Origin of the sequence: Acinetobacter sp. LUNF3 (assembly GCF_022699605.1) — a bacterium.
GTDB classification, from domain to species: domain Bacteria; phylum Pseudomonadota; class Gammaproteobacteria; order Pseudomonadales; family Moraxellaceae; genus Acinetobacter; species Acinetobacter johnsonii.
Genome location: NZ_CP093968.1, coordinates 2,444,426 through 2,461,363 on the forward strand (window position 1 = coordinate 2,444,426; position 16,938 = coordinate 2,461,363).

A 16,938-nucleotide genomic window follows, 5' to 3' on the forward strand; every position below is an offset into this window, starting at 1 on the left:
AGTAACCATTTTGGATTTTTAAAACTTCTTGTCTTTATTTTTAGATGATTCTTCATGAGAAGACAACACCTGAAACAAAAAAGAGCGACCGTAGTCGCTCTTTTCGTTGTCTTATTTGCGTTTACGCTGGATTGCGTGAATCGCTCGACCATCCACTGCAAGTGCAGCTTCATGAACCACTTCAGAGAATGTTGGGTGACCGAAAGTCATCAACTGTAGATCTTCAACCGAAGATACAAACTCAAGTGCAATCATACCTTGGTGTACGATATCAGACGCAGCAGGCCCAATCACGTGCATACCCAGTAAACGGTCAGTTTTTGCATCAGCAACAAACTTCACGAAACCAGCATTTTCACCCGCAGCCATTGCACGGCCGTTTGCAGCGAAACCAAATTGACCCGTTTTTACTTCATGGCCTTTTTCTTTCGCTTGCTCTTCTGTTAAACCTACCCACGCCGCTTCTGGGTGTGTATAGATTACAGAAATGATTGTGTCATAGTTGACTTGTGCAGCATGACCGTGAATACGTTCAACAGCCATTACGCCTTCTTCCATTGCTTTATGTGCAAGCATTGGACCACGTACCAAGTCACCAATTGCATATACACCTTCAACAGAAGTTGCACACCAATCGTTCACTTCAACTAAACCACGTTCAGTGAGTTTAATACCTGAATCATCAGCCAATAAACCTTCTGCATAAGCACGACGACCAACACAAACAATTAATTTATCGAAAGTTTGAGTTTTTTCTTCGCCACCTTGCGTGTACTTAACGGTTACTTCACGACCGTTAACTTCAGTACCTGCAACTTTAGCGCCTACGCGAATGTCTAAACCTTGTTTAGTCAATAATTTTTGGTAATCTTTAGCCAATGCTTTATCAGCCATTGGTAAGAATGCATCCATTGCTTCAAATACAACAACTTCAGCACCTAAACGACGCCATACTGAACCAAGTTCTAAACCAATTACGCCAGCACCAATAACACCTAAACGCTTAGGAACTTCTTGGAATTCTAAAGCACCAGTTGAATCAACAATAATGTCTTGATCAACAGGAGCTACAGGAATATTTACAGGCACAGAACCAGATGCAAGAATCACATATTTTGGCTCTAAAATTTGAGTTTCACCTTCATGAGAAACAAACTCAACTTTTTTACCAGCAAGTAATTTACCAGTACCTTTTAACCATTCGATACCATTCCCTTTAAGAAGGCCGTCGATACCCATAGTTAATTGGTTTACGATTTTATCTTTACGATCAAGAAGTTTAGCCAAGTCAAACTTCACTTCACCTGTTGTAATACCGTGATCAGCTAAGTGATGCACTGTATCTTCGTAGCGGTGAGAAGAATCAAGTAAAGCTTTAGAAGGAATACAACCCACGTTTAAGCAAGTACCACCTAAAGATGGTTTGCCTTTGTGAATACGTTTTTCGATACAAGCAACTTTAAAACCTAATTGCGCTGCACGAATCGCTGCTTCATAGCCACCTGGGCCACCGCCAATTACAACAAGATCAAATTGTTGAGACATTTTTATCTCCAAAAATGGGCTTAGAGGATCGCTCTAAGCCCATTTTTTATTCTTTAGAATTAAAGGTCAAGGATCAATTTAGCTGGTTCTTCTAACAATTCTTTGATTGTTACCAAGAAACCAACTGCTTCTTTACCATCAATTAAACGGTGGTCATAAGAAAGCGCTAAATACATCATCGGTAAGATTTCTACTTGACCGTTTACAGCCATTGGACGCTCTTGGATTTTATGCATACCCAAAATCGCAGTTTGTGGTGTATTCAAAATCGGAGTCGACAACAATGAACCGAAAGTACCACCGTTAGTAATGGTGAATGTACCGCCAGTCATGTCTTCGATACCCAATTTGCCATCACGTGCTTTGTAAGCAAAGTCACGGATACCATTTTCAACTTCAGCATAGTTCATGCGATCTGTATCACGAAGCACAGGTACAACTAGACCACGCTCAGAAGATACTGCTACACCGATGTCATAGTAACCGTGGTAAACAATGTCATCACCGTCAATTGAAGCGTTAACTGCTGGGTAGCGTTTAAGTGCTTCAGTTGCCGCTTTAACAAAGAAAGACATAAAGCCAAGACGCGCACCGTGACGCTTCTCAAATGCGTCTTTGTATTGTGCACGCATTTCCATGATTGGCTTCATGTTCACTTCGTTAAACGTTGTCAACATTGCAGTTTCTTGCGTTGCAGCAAGTAGACGCTCAGCAACACGCTTACGAAGACGTGTCATAGGAACACGCTTTTCAACACGCTCACCCACAGCAACACTTAATGGTGCTGCAGCTGGAGCTGCTGGTTTAGTTTGATGATTTGCCACATCTTCTTTCGTTATACGACCACCACGGCCTGTACCCGCAACATCAGCAGCTGGAATGCCAGACTCAGTCAATGCCTTACGTACAGCAGGCGCTTGATCAGCAACTTGAGCACGTTCAACGACTGGTGCAGCACCTGCTTCAGTTTGAACAACCGCTTGCTCTACTTTCGATTCAGATTGAACTGCTTCAGTTTGCGCAGCGCCAGATACAGCACCTTCTTCAAACTGTGCAATCACTTCATTTGAAAGAACAGTGTCACCCTCACCTTTAATGATCGATGCAATTGTACCGTCAGCAGGAGCAACAACTTCTAAAACAACTTTATCTGTTTCAATATCACAGATCACTTCATCACGTGATACTGCTTCACCTGGTTGTTTGTGCCAAGTTGCGATTGTTCCATCCGCAACTGACTCAGGGAATACCGGTGCTTTAATTTCGGTTGCCATTACTAAGAATCTCCTGTTATTCAGCTACGATCGCTAAAGCGTCATTTACGAGCTGAGCTTGTTGTTTTGCATGCAAATATGGTGAACCACAAGCCGGTGCAGCAGAAGCTTCACGACCTGCATAACTGATACGTACTGGTTTAGCCGACTTCATTACATCATCATATAGACGAGGAGCAATAAATAACCAAGCACCTTGGTTCTTCGGCTCTTCTTGCGTCCAAACGATGTCTTTCACATTTGGATATTGAGCAAGAACTTCAGCAATACGTTGTTCAGGGTATGGATACAATTGTTCAATACGAACGATTGCAGTGTTATTCAACTCTTGCTCACGACGTTTCTCAAGCAAGTCGTAGTAAACCTTACCACCACAAAGTACTAAACGTGTTACGTCTGCTTTGTTGATGTTGTCGATTTCATCAATCACAGTTTGGAATGTACCATTTGCAAGTTCACTTAAAGTAGACGTTGCAAGCTTGTGACGAAGTAAAGACTTCGGTGACATGATGATCATTGGCTTACGAATTGGGCGAATCGCTTGACGACGTAAAGCATGGAAAATCTGTGCAGGTGTAGTTGGTGTCATCACTTGCATGTTGTCTTCAGCACATAGCTGTAAGAAACGCTCTAAACGTGCAGATGAGTGCTCTGGCCCTTGACCCTCAAAACCATGAGGAAGAAGTAGCGTTAAACCACATACACGCTCCCACTTGGTTTCACCTGATGCGATGAACTGATCGATTACAACCTGTGCACAGTTTGCGAAGTCACCAAATTGCGCTTCCCAAATCACCAAGCTCTTAGGAAGCGTGGTTGCATAACCATACTCAAAACCTAACACCGCCATTTCTGACAATAATGAGTCATAAATTGCTGTACGTGGTTGATTTTCTTTAATGTGGCAAAGTGGGATGTACGTTGAACCATCTACTTGGTTATGCAACTTCGCATGACGGTGTGAGAATGTACCACGACCAACGTCTTCACCTGTTAAACGAACAAGGAAACCTTCATCCAAAAGTGATGCATAAGCTAAAGTTTCAGCAGCACCCCAGTTCAATGGCATTTCACCAGTTTGCATTTTCAGGCGATCATCAATCACTTTTGCAACCTGACGCTGCATTACGAAGCCCTCAGGAAGCTCACGCATTTTGCGACCAAGTTCTTTTAAGCGATCTTCAGAACATGTTGTATCCCATACGTCTGTATAGTCATGTCCTAAGTACGGTGCCCAATCTACAAACATTTTTGTATTTGGTTCAAGTACCAATGCATTGGCAACGTGCTTACCTGCTTCTAAATCAGCACGGTAGTCTTCAACCATTTGATCTGCTTTAGCACGGTCTAAGACGCTTTCTTGAACCAATTGGTCTGCATACAGCGCACGCGTTGTCGTTTTCTTGTTGATGACTTGATACATCATTGGCTGAGTTGCAGCTGGCTCGTCCGCTTCGTTGTGACCACGGCGGCGGTAACAGAACATGTCAATGACAACGTCTTTACGGAAAGTATGACGGAAGTCATGTGCCAATTGCGCAACAAACAATACTGATTCAGGATCATCACCGTTCACATGGAAAATCGGTGCTTGGATCATTTTCGCGATGTCCGTACAGTATTCTGTAGAACGCGCATCACGTGGATCAGACGTTGTGAAACCTACTTGGTTATTCACCACAATGTGAACCGTACCACCCACTGTATAGCCACGTGTTTGTGACATTTGGAAGGTTTCTTGGTTAACACCTTGACCTGCAAATGCAGCATCACCATGAACAATTACTGGCAATACGTCATCACCACCAATGTCTTTACGACGAACTTGACGTGCACGTACTGAGCCTTCAACCACAGGGCCAACGATTTCTAAGTGTGATGGGTTAAACGCCAATGCCAAGTGAACTTCACCACCTGGAGTCATTACGTTTGAAGAGAAACCTTGGTGGTACTTAACGTCACCAGAACCTTTTTTATGTAAGCTCTTACCTTCAAACTCACCAAATAGGTCTGCTGGGTTTTTACCCATGATGTTTACAAGAAGGTTTAAACGACCACGGTGTGGCATACCAATGACCACTTCTTTACAACCTACAGAACCTGCACGTTGAATCAAAGCATCAACCATTGGAATGAAAGATTCACCACCTTCCACGCCGAAACGTTTTGCACCAACGTATTTATTACCTAGGAATTTTTCTAGGCCTTCAGCCGCAGTTAAACGCTCTAATACGTGTTTTTTCTGTTCTGCAGTGAAGTTGAATTGACCACGTGCACCTTCAAGGCGTTGTTGAATCCAACGTTTTTCTTTGGTATCAACAATGTGCATGTATTCTGCACCAATTGAAGCACAGTACGTTGCTTCCATGGCTTGAACCATTTCACCTAGAGTTGCTTCGTCTTTACCAATCAAAAGATTACCTGTGTTGAATACAGTGTCTAAATCAGATTGGGTTAAGCCATGTGCAGCAAGGTCAAGATCTGGCACGATTTCACGTTTTGCCAAACCTAAAGGATCAAGCTTCGCTTTTTGGTGACCGCGGTTACGGTACGCTGCGATTAGTTGTAGTACGCCAATTTGACGACGTTCATGTTCTGTACTAACAGAACTTTGTACCACTGCTTGAACACGACTTGAATTACGACCTAGTAATAAGAATTGCTCACGTACATTGCTGTGTGGTTGATCACCTTTCGGGTATTTATCGAAGTATGCACGCCAGTCAGCTTCTACTGAGTCTGGTGCAGCCAAGTACTGCTCATAAAGTTCTTCAATATACGCTGCACTATCAGCGGAAAGTTCAGTGTCAAGACGCAATGCGTCAGCAACTTCTTGCATTTGTGGACCCATTTCCTATTGCAAAAACATTTCAGGATGCTTTTTAAGCGAACCCATGATTAGTAATGTCAAATTGGTAACATGACATTAGTCCCCATAAGGCGGATGCCATGAGGCGTTATCACTACATTAGAATTACCCAATGTGACAATGAATCATAACGCCCTCAGCGGCATCATCACTCATTCATACCCGGCCAAAACCGAGCAATTTTTTTGCAAATCGACTTAGAAAAAATAAGGCATTGCATTATTTTTTCTAAAGCGACTAACTCCTCATTTATACTCGCTCTAATGCAGCTTAAATGTTGAATTAATGTACATATTTAGCGCGCATTTTTTAAATATAAATGTGCAAAAATTTTAACATACTCCCCATATTTCAATTGATTTTTTTGACACATACCTTTCATAAATTGGCGAAATACACATATCAAAATTTCATCTAATATATGGTGCTTTAAATAAAACCGAGTTTCAACGTAGACCAAAGTCTACTCCAAAAAACACATACGAAAAGAGAGCATCATCTTTCAATATGCCCTCCCCATCAACAACATCCATATTAACATCTTCATAACTTTTTTTGCAGACTCATACTTGCACTTATTTATAACATTTGTTTTAAATCGCCGCGCTTTTCACCAATCTGGTGCAATTTATACAAAAGCCACCTATCACAAACAAAAATAGTGCCAACCTCACGCTTTCACTCAACTTTATTTTTTACAGCAAAAATCTTGCTATAAAATAAAAAAGCACACCCTATAGGTGTGCTTTTTCTAACTGATAAATCAGCCTACAGATTAACCCGCAGCATCTAAAAGCATGTTACGGATGTGACCGATTGCTTTAGTTGGGTTCAAACCTTTAGGACACACTGATACACAGTTCATAATACCCTTACAACGGAATAGCGAGAATGGGTCGTCTAGACGAGCCAAACGCTCTTGAGTTGCTGTATCACGAGAGTCAATGATGAAACGGTATGCATTCAACAATGCTGAAGGACCCAAGAACTTGTCTGGGTTCCACCAGAATGACGGGCATGAAGTTGAACAACATGCACAAAGAATACATTCGTATAAACCATCTAAGTGTTCACGCTCTTCAGGAGACTGTAAACGCTCTTTTGGCGGCGCAGGTTGGTTGTTGATCAAGAATGGGTGAATTTTGTTGTACTGATCGTAGAACTGATTCATATCCACAACTAAATCTTTAACCACCGGCAAACCAGGTAAAGGACGAACTGTGATCACTTCTGGTAAGTCGTTTAGGTTCCAAAGACACGCTAAACCATTTTTACCATTGATGTTTACACCATCCGAACCACAAATACCTTCACGGCATGAACGGCGGAATGTTAATGACTCATCCTGTACTTTCAATGCAAGAAGCGCATCAAGCAACATACGGTGCTTATCAGTCAACTCTAACTTGAAAGTTTGCATGTACGGCGCTGCATCCTTATCAGGATCGTAGCGGTAGATATTAAATGTACGAGTACCTCTACTCATCTTACTTCTCCCAATTAGAATGTACGTGGTTTAGGTGGAATTGCAGCAACAGACAATGGCTTATAACGTACTGGCTTGTACTCAAGACGGTTATCGCTAGAGAACCATAATGTGTGCTTCATCCACTCATCATCACGACGACCATATGGGTAAGCTGGGTGATCTGGCGACTCTTCAAAGTCTACAACCGTATGCGCACCACGGCACTCTTTACGAGCTGCTGCTGAGATCAATGTTGCTTTAGCCACTTCATACAAATTTTCAACTTCTAAAGCCTCTACACGCGCAGTGTTAAATACTTTAGATTTGTCTTTCAAGTGAATGTTACGTACACGTGGTTCAATCGCAAGAATCTGCTTCACACCTTCTTCAAGAAGTGCAGTTGTACGGAATACACCAGCATGATCTTGAACGATGTCACGAATTGCATCTGCAACTTCTTGGGCATTTTCACCTGTAGATGAGTCATCTAACTTACGGATACGTGCAACAGTTTGCTCAAGTACAGTCGTAGGAAGCGGTTGGTATTCATCACCGTGATGTTTAGTCACGTAGTCAATGATGTGCTCACCCGCAGCTTTACCAAATACAACCAAGTCTAGTAACGAGTTGGTACCTAAACGGTTTGCACCATGTACAGACACGCAAGAACATTCACCAATTGCATAGAAGCCTTTAACAGGTTTCGTAAAGTTACGATCGCCCGCATTAGTCGAATAGATATCGCTATCTTTGTCATAATGTGCTGCAAATGCTTCAGTTTCAGAACCTTCAGGCACAACCACTTGACCGTGGATATTCGTTGGAATACCACCCATTTGGTAGTGAATTGTTGGTACAACTGGAATTGGCTCTTTGGTGATGTCAACGTTCGCAAATTTCTTACCAATCTCAAATACAGATGGAAGACGTTTCATGATCGTTTCAGCACCCAAGTGCGTCATATCAAGCAAGATGTAGTCTTTCTTCGGACCACAACCACGACCTTCTTTAATTTCTTGGTCCATAGAACGTGATACGAAGTCACGTGGCGCCAAGTCTTTTAAAGTAGGTGCATAGCGTTCCATGAACGGCTCGCCTGCATCGTTACGAAGGATTGCACCTTCACCACGACAACCTTCAGTTAACAATACGCCTGCACCAGCAACACCCGTTGGGTGGAACTGCCAGAATTCCATATCTTGCAATGGAATACCTGCACGAGCCGCCATACCAAGACCGTCACCAGTGTTGATGTAAGCATTGGTTGATGCACGGTAAACACGACCCGCACCGCCTGTAGCAAACAATGTCGCTTTGGCTTGGAATACTGCAATTTTACCTGTTTCTTGGTCAATTGCTGTTACACCAAGAACATCACCTGCTTCGTTACGAATCAGGTCAAGTGCGATCCATTCAACAAAGAATTGTGTACCCATTTTCACGTTGCTTTGATAAAGCGTGTGAAGAAGTGCGTGACCTGTACGGTCAGCAGCAGCACATGCACGTGGAACCGCTTTTTCACCGTAGTTTGCAGAGTGACCACCAAATGGACGTTGGTAAATCGTACCGTCTGCGTTACGGTCAAATGGCATACCCAAGTGTTCTAACTCATAAACCACTTGTGGCGCTTCACGCGTCATAAATTCGATCGCGTCTTGGTCGCCTAACCAGTCAGAACCTTTAACAGTGTCGTAGAAGTGGTAGTGCCAATTATCTTCTTGCATGTTACCAAGAGATGCACCAATACCACCCTGCGCTGCAACTGTGTGCGAACGAGTTGGGAATACTTTAGTTAAAACAGCAACTTTCAAACCAGCTTGAGCAAGTTGGTAAGACGCGCGCATACCTGAACCACCACCACCAACGATGACAGCATCGAAAGTTTCGTGTGGAATATTTGTGTAATCTTCTTTAGGGGTTATAGCGCCCATGATCTCTTCCTATCAATTCGCCCAAAAAATCTGGATTGCCCAGATCGCATATGCAAATACAGCAATAATTACTGCTGAAGTCAGTACAAGGCGTAAACCTGAAGCTGAAGGACCCATTTGACGAGTAGTCACATAATCCGTGAATACCTGCCACATACCAATCCAAGCATGTGCAACAAGAGATAAGACGGCCAATAAAGATAAAATCTTCATTGGAGCTGTCATCATAAAGCCGTACCACTGTTCATAGCTAAAACCGCCATTGCATAGGATCCAACCTAAAACAACAACTGTATAAACCGCTAATACGACAGCACTTACACGTTGGATAAACCAATCGCGAGAACCTGAACCCGTTAAACCAGTAGCACTTTTCATTAGATAACAATCCATACAAATGCCGCAACGATACCGATTGCAGACAAGATCAATGAAATAGTAGCTGCGATACGACCACTTTGCAGTTCTTCAGCAATACCGATATCTGCAAGTAAGTGCTTAACACCCGCAATAAAGTGGAAAATTAAGCCGGCTACAAATACCCATACGACAAAACGCACAATGAAGCTATTAAAAATAGCCTGAACTTGAGCAAATCCTTCAGGCGAAGACAATGACTTGTCTAAGATCCATAGAAGTACCGGTACGAGTAAAAATACGATGACACCTGATAGACGGTGTAAGATTGATGCAATAGCCACAGGGGATTTTAAGTTTACTTCTAAAACTTGACCCATGGACAAATTGACAGGTCTGTTGCTTTTCACAGCGGGCATCCTGTAAGTAAAAACTCCATCCGGAGTTTGTTGGAATTAATTCGAAGGAAAGCTGGCATTGTTCAGCAGCTACTTTAAAACTCTAAATTAAATAGCGTTTGAACTTAAAACGACACTGAATTATAAGACGTGAACTATCAAAATACAAACAATGCCCTTGGCCTTTTTGCATAAAAATTCTTTAAATAAGAATCATTAACACATAGATAAATACCTTGCGCTACAATACTTTAGCTTCAAATCTTAGCTATATGGTTGGTTTTTATAAAATAAACACCAAATTCAAGCGCTAAAATTTATACAAAAACGGGAAAATTCGACTTTAGACTAATGATGCACAAAAAAGTCTTGTTTTAAAAACTGGGGAATTTCACTGCTTTATTTTAATCATTTTTTATTTATATATAAAATGTTCATTATTTTATTTTAATATAGTGGCATAAATATGCATGATGTTGGTGCAACAGATTAATCCCCTACAAGATTGAAATATCTCGTAATAAATTTTAATTAAAACAATTTTTCACATCCGTATAAATAAAAAAAGTGACTGATATACCGTTTTCGAAATACCAAATAAGCTATTTTTTATACAACTAAATCATTTTTTTTGAGTCACTTATTGTTTTTAACAATGACTACGAAAGCAGCATTTTCTTTTTAAAATGATGCGTAAGTTACGAGAATCATAATAAATGTAAATATATGACGACTTGAATTCTGTTTCTTTTCAAGCGCTTTTTTCAATATAAAACTGCTTACAATTGCGCCAGCAACATTTTTTATTTATGCACTTGCTCGTTGAATTAACTTATTATAGTGTGTCGGTGCTGTGATTTTATGCAAATTTTAATGGATTAAATCTTAACTATAACTTCGGAAGTCATCATTTTATCCATAAGTATAATTGACAAAATTTCAGCACTCTCTACTCTTAGAGCAAATTTTTAATCCGTCTGATTCGTGCATTAAAAGATGAGTATTTCGAGTCAGATAAATCATTCACCAGGACAGGAGATCTATTGAATGTCTGAAGCAACTGGCAAAAAAGCCGTTTTACAGCTTGATGGCAAAGAAATTGAATTACCAATTTACAGCGGCACATTGGGCCCAGATGTAATCGACGTTAAGGATGTATTGGCCGCAGGTCACTTCACTTTTGATCCTGGTTTTATGGCTACTGCTGCATGCGAGTCTAAAATCACTTTCATCGACGGTAACAAAGGTGTGCTTTTACACCGTGGCTACCCAATCGACCAGTTAGCAACTAAAGCTGACTACTTAGAAACTTGCTACTTACTTCTCAATGGCGAGCTTCCAACAGCTGAACAAAAAGAAGTATTTGATGCTAAAGTTCGTAACCACACTATGGTTCACGATCAAGTTAGCCGCTTCTTCAATGGTTTCCGTCGCGATGCTCACCCTATGGCGATCATGGTTGGTGTAGTTGGTGCGCTTTCTGCGTTCTATCACAACAACTTAGACATCGAAAATGTTGATCACCGTGAAATTACAGCGATCCGCTTAATTGCTAAAGTACCTACTTTGGCTGCGTGGAGCTACAAGTACACTGTAGGTCAACCATTCGTTTACCCACGTAACGACTTAAGCTACGCTGAAAACTTCTTGTACATGATGTTTGCTACTCCAGCAGACCGTGATTACAAAGTAGATCCTATCCTTGCTAAAGCAATGGACCGCATCTTCACGCTTCACGCTGACCACGAACAAAATGCTTCTACGTCTACAGTACGTTTAGCTGGTTCTACTGGCGCGAACCCATATGCATGTATCGCTGCGGGTATCTCTGCACTTTGGGGCCCTGCTCACGGCGGCGCGAACGAAGCTGTTCTTAAGATGCTTGATGAAATCGGCACTGTAGAGAACGTTGCTGACTTCATGGAAAAAGTGAAAACTAAAGAAGTTAAACTCATGGGCTTCGGTCACCGTGTGTACAAAAACTTCGATCCACGTGCGAAAGTAATGAAAGAAACTTGCGACGAAGTTCTTGGTGCGCTTGGCATCAACGATCCACAGCTTGCTCTTGCTATGGAACTTGAACGTATCGCGCTTTCTGATGAATACTTCATCAAACGTAACCTATACCCGAACGTAGACTTCTACTCAGGTATCATCCTTAAAGCGATTGGTATCCCGACAGAAATGTTTACAGTGATCTTCGCGCTTGCACGTACTGTTGGTTGGATCAGCCACTGGTTAGAAATGCACAGCGGTCCGTACAAGATCGGTCGCCCTCGTCAGCTTTACACTGGCGAAGTTCAACGCGACATCAACCGTTAATTCGGTCTGCGTTGATAGACAAAAAACCACCCGCATGGGTGGTTTTTTTATATGTTGAACTCTAAACCTACCATTCATGAATCACACCCTTAAAGTATTAAAAGGCCTGAACAGACTCAGGCTTTTTTTAATACTTAATGTGGCTACTTTAAGCTTCAACAACATCGTAGTGTTTTAGCTCAAGCGCAGATAAACGTTGCTTTAACTCGGCCAAGGACCACGGCCAAGCTGCGAAGTTACGCCCATTTCGATCCAAATAATAGCTTGAGCAACCACCTCGGTTAAATACTGTGGTTTTCAAATGGGTTTGCACCTTAGCATTGTGATAACGCAGAACATCACGTTTTACCATCATACGTTTAAAGCCTTGCTGCTTCATTTTTTAGTAGACCATCGGCTTTGTTGCATAAAGATTTTAAAGATAGAGCTTTCCTAAGTTGCTCAAATTTAAGTGACAACTTGGGTATGAGGTCTGCCTAATTCTGTAAATTTATTTAACACGGCTATACGTGCATGAACTTCATTGACCTGACTATCAAAACTCCTTGCGCTGAGTTTATCGCCTAATAATTTGATGCAATGCATCTTAGTTTCGACCAAACTTCGGCGATGATAGCCTGACCATTTTTTCCATAATGTCCTGCCGAAACGTTTAACTGTTCGAAGTAATTCATTTCGCTCTCGCGAATGAACTTTGTTACCTTTCCAAGGCTTTGCATTTTTTCTTGGTGGAATCACCGCATGCACTTGCCGATCTGCAATGATCTGACGGCATTGCTTGGTGTCATAAGCGCCATCCGTATAAACAAAGTCAATCTGCTCATCTTTAGGGATCTGATCAAGCAAGTTTCCAAGAACCTGAGCGTCACTCACATTATTTGTTGTGAGCTGAACAGCCCGTATTTGCAGAGTTTTAGCATCTATGCCGATATGTAGTTTACGCCATTGGCGACGATATTCAGGTTGATGTTTCTTACGTTTCCACTCACCTTCGCCTAAAAACTTCAAGCCAGTAGAGTCCACTAATAGATGTAGCCCATCACTACTTTTCTGATAGCTAATCAAAATATCAATATGCTTTTGTCTTCTACAAAGTGTGGTGTAATCTGGTGCTGTCCAATCTAGACCACATAGTTTAATCAGGCTTTGAACAAAGCCGGTGACCATGCGTAAAGACAGACGAAATAAGGATTTAATCATTAAGCAGCATTGGATTGCTGCATCAGAATAGATTTGATTTCGCCCTTTTTTACCGATGGACGGAGCATACCATTGGGTCGCTGAATCAAACCAAATTGATATATTTCCTCGATTGATCAAGGCTTTATTGTAGGTCGACCAATTGGTTGTACGATAGATTTTTGGTGTGAGCTTATTCATTTGAAAATTATATTGTGGAATAAGTCTTTAGAGATACGTTTGTGCAACAAAGCCTAGACCATCTACAATGTACTGAATCTGAGCTTCAGCAATGCCAATAAAAGAGTCATAGACCAAGATATTTGGGCCCAATACCAAAAATGCATTCGGCACATTTTCCAAACTTGTACCCAAGTACGCTTCTGGCGAACTATCCTTCCAAAGGTCAGCCAATCGCTCACCTTGGGCATTCCATACCCGTTGTCCAATCGGTGGGTGTGCCACTTCAAAACCGGTTCCCCAGATAATGACATCGACCTCAAATCGCTCACCATTTGCAGCAATGACAGTCTGCCCATCAATCTCAACCAAACCTTGTGGCAACAGCGTTACATTGTCTTGTTGCAGTGCTGGATAATAATTATTGGCAAATAAAAGCCGCTTACAGCCAATCGAAAAGTTAGGTGTTACAGCTTTACGTAAGGCGTCATCCTGTATTTGCAATTTCAATAATTGACGGCTTAAAAAATTGACTGGCTCAAGCAGTGACGGATGACGTAGCCCAAAGTTGATCCCGTTTAAAATACTGGAAACACTATTCCTCCAACCTTGCTGAATCATCGGGAATTTGGCCACCAGCGATTTCATGCTTGCATTCAATTGCATATCCGCTTTGGGTAAGACCCACGGCGCAGTTCTCTGAAATACGATCAGCTCTTTCGCCAATGGCTGAATTTGTGGAATAAACTGAATGGCCGATGCGCCAGTTCCAATCACGGCAACCCGCTTTCCCGTTAAGTCATAATCATGCTTCCAACGGGCTGAATGGAACATTTCTCCTTTAAACCCCTCTATCCCTTTAATCTTAGGTAAAGATGGTTCTGTAATCGGCCCTGTGCTAAAGATCACGGTTCGTGCTTGATATGTCCCTTGAGAAGTTTCAAGTTGCCAAATATTCGCCTCTTCATTCAACTTGGCACTGAGCAACTCATGCTGAAAACAGATTTTGTCTTGCAATTCAAACTGCTCAACTACCCGTTCTAAGTAACTTAAAATTTCAGGTTGTTTCGCAAATAAATGGCTCCATTGATGACTAGGTGCAAAGGAAAATGAATACAATGCCGAAGGTACATCACAGCCACAGCCGGGGTAATTATTATCACGCCACGTACCACCAACTCTCTCTGCCTTTTCTAAAACCAGATAGTCCTGATAGCCGACTTGTTTCATTTTATAAGCCGCAGCAATGCCAGAAATCCCAGCCCCTACAACAATGGTATCGTAAGTTTGTACAGCTTTAGGACGAAGCACAGCCTTTTTACGGGTCTGCTTAGGTTGAGCTTCTGTACTTTTTGACGTGGTAGTTTGATCTCGCATTTGATCAGACGGCGCTTGCACATCTACTTGCTCGATCTCTAATTGCGTTTCCATATTCATTTTTCTCTATTCTTATTTTGTGATTTGATTAAACAGTGGATAACCCAAACCTAAAAGCTTGACGTATAAGCTTGGCGATGCGCGTTTCATCCACCAAAACAATTTGGCATCGGGTTGTGGAATAGTATAAAGCTTGCCTGCATCTAAGCGATTTAATGTTTTTTTGACTACAGCATCACTGGTGGTAAACGCATGGTTCATCATCAGTTTGTCAGCCAGTCCAGAATAGCGACTCGGCAACCGTCCATTCTTCATAATATTGGTCGGCACCAAGGTCGGACACAGCACATTGACTGCAATGTTATAAGCCTGAAGCTCTGAAGCTAAGGTTTCTGATAGAGCCAAAACACTAGACTTGGTCACGTTGTACGCTGTCATTTCAGGGGCTGCGGTATAGCCCGCTGCCGATGCTACATTGATAATGGCACCAAAACCTTGCTGTTTAAATTTGGGTACAAAGTAGTAGCAACCATGAATTACCTCCCACAGGTTGACATGCATACACCACTGCCAATCCTCCAGCGACACCTCATCAAACTTACCACCTAGCCCAACTCCGGCATTATTGATGAGCAAAGTAACAGGATATCCCAAAAGCTGTTCCGCTTGCTCCGCCAAAGTGTGTACAGATTCTTTTAATCCAACATCACAATGCACCGCATAGGCTGACGAAGATGTCATCGACTGAATCAAATCTACCGTCTCCTGTGCTGAGCTTAAGTCAATATCTGCACAGACGACATCACCACCGCGCTTTGCCAGTTCCAGTGCAAAGCTACGGCCAATTCCACTACCTGCACCAGTCACAACTGCGTAGGCATTTTGACTTGGTTTATTTTTTTACTCAACAGTCCCATGTCATAACCTCCTTTTTATGGTTTAAGTACTGGAGTAAATTCTTTGGTGAAATAGGGGGTTAACACTCCTGTTTCAGGATGTAGTAAACGCTCTTTGTAATAATCTAAAAATGCAGAGGTGTCATAATCATTCGGGTGAAAGCTTGGACGCAAATAGTCAAAAATATGCTTCCAACTACTGCCATAAACACCTCTTTTTAATCCAAACAAGAGACTGAAACTGCGCGGTACATCCTTCCAGTAACTCAGGCTCACCAAATTAGACGGTTTGCGATAAAATGGGACAAAAACTGACGCCACTGAAATCAGCAGCAAAATGGTGATAAGGGCTGGAAAAAAGCCTGCAATACGTAAGGCATAGTTATTGGAAAGTGATTGAAACACATCATATGCAATGTCTTTATGCTCAGACTCCTCTAGCATGTGCCACATCCAAATCGCCCGTTGCTTTTCATCTTGAGAATCGAAGAAAATCTCTTCATGGTTCATCATGTATTCAGACAGCACAGCGGTAAAATGTTCAATGCCTGCCATCAAAGACAATTTCATCGGCTGCGGTAAGCGGTTAAAACCGTAATCAAAAACGATTTCGGCTAAATAACGAAAAATGCCAACGGGTAAATCAACCTGTTTAAAGGTATCGTTCAATTCTTCATGTAGCTTTGAATGCAGTGCCTCCTGTCCAATTAAAGACGTCACACGTTGTTTTAATACAGGGTCTGTGAGGAAATCGCGGTGATAACGGGCGGTATCAATCACCAAGTCTTCACCATAGGTCAGAAAGATCGAGAGAGATGCAAAGTAAGCACTGGCTAGCTCCGCATTTAAGTAAAATTTGGGATCAATTTTCTCAGCTTCAAAGTCAAATTTCATATGCCGAATTGGAATAATCGCAGACTGTTTTTCAGCATCGAATACGGGTCCTGCAAAAATTTGGCTGGCTTTGCCTTTCAATGGAAGAGCGATACGCATAGGACATTCCTTCTTATTTTTAGCTCATTTTTTAGGCTCAATCTCACGATTTTTTACCTGTGCTTTGCATTCAAAATAAGAGTCCGATTCCCCTATGCCACTGGCATTTTTCTTCAAATGATTTGCAATTTATGACTTTAAAATCTGTT

Annotated in this window: 11 protein-coding genes and 2 pseudogenes; 1 reads left to right on the top strand and 12 read right to left on the bottom strand. The window is 41.9% G+C overall.

The features are described 5' to 3' along the window. Nucleotides 1–111: 111 nt before the first annotated feature. The 7 genes from lpdA to sdhC all read right to left on the bottom strand — a co-directional run bounded on the left by lpdA (nt 112) and on the right by sdhC (nt 9,863). Nucleotides 112–1,545, bottom strand: coding sequence for a dihydrolipoyl dehydrogenase (gene lpdA / locus MN200_RS11915; protein ID WP_058870083.1), 1,434 nt, complete (start codon nt 1,543–1,545; stop codon nt 112–114). A 59-nt stretch (nt 1,546–1,604) separates the two neighbouring features. Continuing rightward, nucleotides 1,605–2,819 carry a 2-oxoglutarate dehydrogenase complex dihydrolipoyllysine-residue succinyltransferase gene (gene odhB, locus MN200_RS11920; RefSeq protein ID WP_058870084.1) on the bottom strand — a complete coding sequence of 405 codons (1,215 nt, stop codon included), beginning with the start codon at nt 2,817–2,819 and terminating at the stop codon, nt 1,605–1,607. 16 nt (nt 2,820–2,835) lie between these two features. After that, on the bottom strand, nt 2,836–5,658 hold the full coding sequence (locus MN200_RS11925) for a 2-oxoglutarate dehydrogenase E1 component (RefSeq protein WP_058870103.1): 2,823 nt from the start codon (nt 5,656–5,658) through the stop codon (nt 2,836–2,838). Nucleotides 5,659–6,463: 805 nt separating this feature from the next. Continuing rightward, a complete protein-coding gene (locus MN200_RS11930) occupies nt 6,464–7,174 on the bottom strand; it encodes a succinate dehydrogenase iron-sulfur subunit (RefSeq protein WP_004982744.1) in 711 nt (236 codons plus the stop codon). A gap of 14 nt (nt 7,175–7,188) precedes the next feature. After that, a complete protein-coding gene (locus MN200_RS11935; RefSeq protein ID WP_004695556.1) occupies nt 7,189–9,087 on the bottom strand; it encodes an FAD-binding protein in 1,899 nt (632 codons plus the stop codon). Between the two features lie 12 nt (nt 9,088–9,099). Continuing rightward, nucleotides 9,100–9,465 (bottom strand): succinate dehydrogenase, hydrophobic membrane anchor protein, encoded by a 366-nt coding sequence (gene sdhD, locus MN200_RS11940; protein ID WP_004695554.1) that lies wholly within the window; start codon nt 9,463–9,465, stop codon nt 9,100–9,102. Then, on the bottom strand, nt 9,465–9,863 hold the full coding sequence (sdhC, locus tag MN200_RS11945; protein WP_005400408.1) for a succinate dehydrogenase, cytochrome b556 subunit: 399 nt from the start codon (nt 9,861–9,863) through the stop codon (nt 9,465–9,467). The genes sdhD and sdhC overlap by 1 nt, the downstream gene beginning before the upstream one ends. Before the next feature lie 1,026 nt (nt 9,864–10,889). On the opposite strand from sdhC, the gene gltA reads away from it, so the two are divergent. Beyond that, nucleotides 10,890–12,164 carry a citrate synthase gene (gene gltA, locus MN200_RS11950; protein WP_004695551.1) on the top strand — a complete coding sequence of 425 codons (1,275 nt, stop codon included), beginning with the start codon at nt 10,890–10,892 and terminating at the stop codon, nt 12,162–12,164. 148 nt (nt 12,165–12,312) lie between these two features. On the opposite strand, the pseudogene MN200_RS11955 reads toward gltA, so the two are convergent. The 5 genes and pseudogenes from MN200_RS11955 to MN200_RS11975 form a co-directional block, all read right to left on the bottom strand. Beyond that, a pseudogene (locus tag MN200_RS11955) lies at nt 12,313–12,546 on the bottom strand (cyclohexanone monooxygenase); the annotation flags it as partial. A 65-nt stretch (nt 12,547–12,611) separates the two neighbouring features. Continuing rightward, on the bottom strand, nt 12,612–13,544 hold the full coding sequence (locus MN200_RS11960; protein WP_058870086.1) for an IS5 family transposase: 933 nt from the start codon (nt 13,542–13,544) through the stop codon (nt 12,612–12,614). A 54-nt stretch (nt 13,545–13,598) separates the two neighbouring features. Beyond that, a pseudogene (locus MN200_RS11965) lies at nt 13,599–14,954 on the bottom strand (NAD(P)/FAD-dependent oxidoreductase); the annotation flags it as partial. Between the two features lie 18 nt (nt 14,955–14,972). Beyond that, nucleotides 14,973–15,767, bottom strand: coding sequence for an SDR family NAD(P)-dependent oxidoreductase (locus MN200_RS11970; RefSeq protein WP_058870087.1), 795 nt, complete (start codon nt 15,765–15,767; stop codon nt 14,973–14,975). A gap of 65 nt (nt 15,768–15,832) precedes the next feature. Next, nucleotides 15,833–16,789 (bottom strand): metal-dependent hydrolase, encoded by a 957-nt coding sequence (locus MN200_RS11975; protein WP_058870088.1) that lies wholly within the window; start codon nt 16,787–16,789, stop codon nt 15,833–15,835. Nucleotides 16,790–16,938: the final 149 nt, after the last annotated feature.

Bases quoted from the DNA above. Each gene is read 5' to 3' on its own strand.
- lpdA (WP_058870083.1), bottom strand. From the start codon at position 1,545: ATGTCTCAACAATTTGATCTTGTTGTAATTGGCGGTGGCCCAGGTGGC.
- odhB (WP_058870084.1), bottom strand. From the start codon at position 2,819: ATGGCAACCGAAATTAAAGCACCGGTATTCCCTGAGTCAGTTGCGGAT.
- MN200_RS11925 (WP_058870103.1), bottom strand. From the start codon at position 5,658: ATGCAAGAAGTTGCTGACGCATTGCGTCTTGACACTGAACTTTCCGCT.
- MN200_RS11930 (WP_004982744.1), bottom strand. From the start codon at position 7,174: ATGAGTAGAGGTACTCGTACATTTAATATCTACCGCTACGATCCTGAT.
- MN200_RS11935 (WP_004695556.1), bottom strand. From the start codon at position 9,087: ATGGGCGCTATAACCCCTAAAGAAGATTACACAAATATTCCACACGAA.
- sdhD (WP_004695554.1), bottom strand. From the start codon at position 9,465: ATGAAAAGTGCTACTGGTTTAACGGGTTCAGGTTCTCGCGATTGGTTT.
- sdhC (WP_005400408.1), bottom strand. From the start codon at position 9,863: ATGCCCGCTGTGAAAAGCAACAGACCTGTCAATTTGTCCATGGGTCAA.
- gltA (WP_004695551.1), top strand. From the start codon at position 10,890: ATGTCTGAAGCAACTGGCAAAAAAGCCGTTTTACAGCTTGATGGCAAA.
- MN200_RS11960 (WP_058870086.1), bottom strand. From the start codon at position 13,544: ATGAATAAGCTCACACCAAAAATCTATCGTACAACCAATTGGTCGACC.
- MN200_RS11975 (WP_058870088.1), bottom strand. From the start codon at position 16,789: ATGCGTATCGCTCTTCCATTGAAAGGCAAAGCCAGCCAAATTTTTGCA.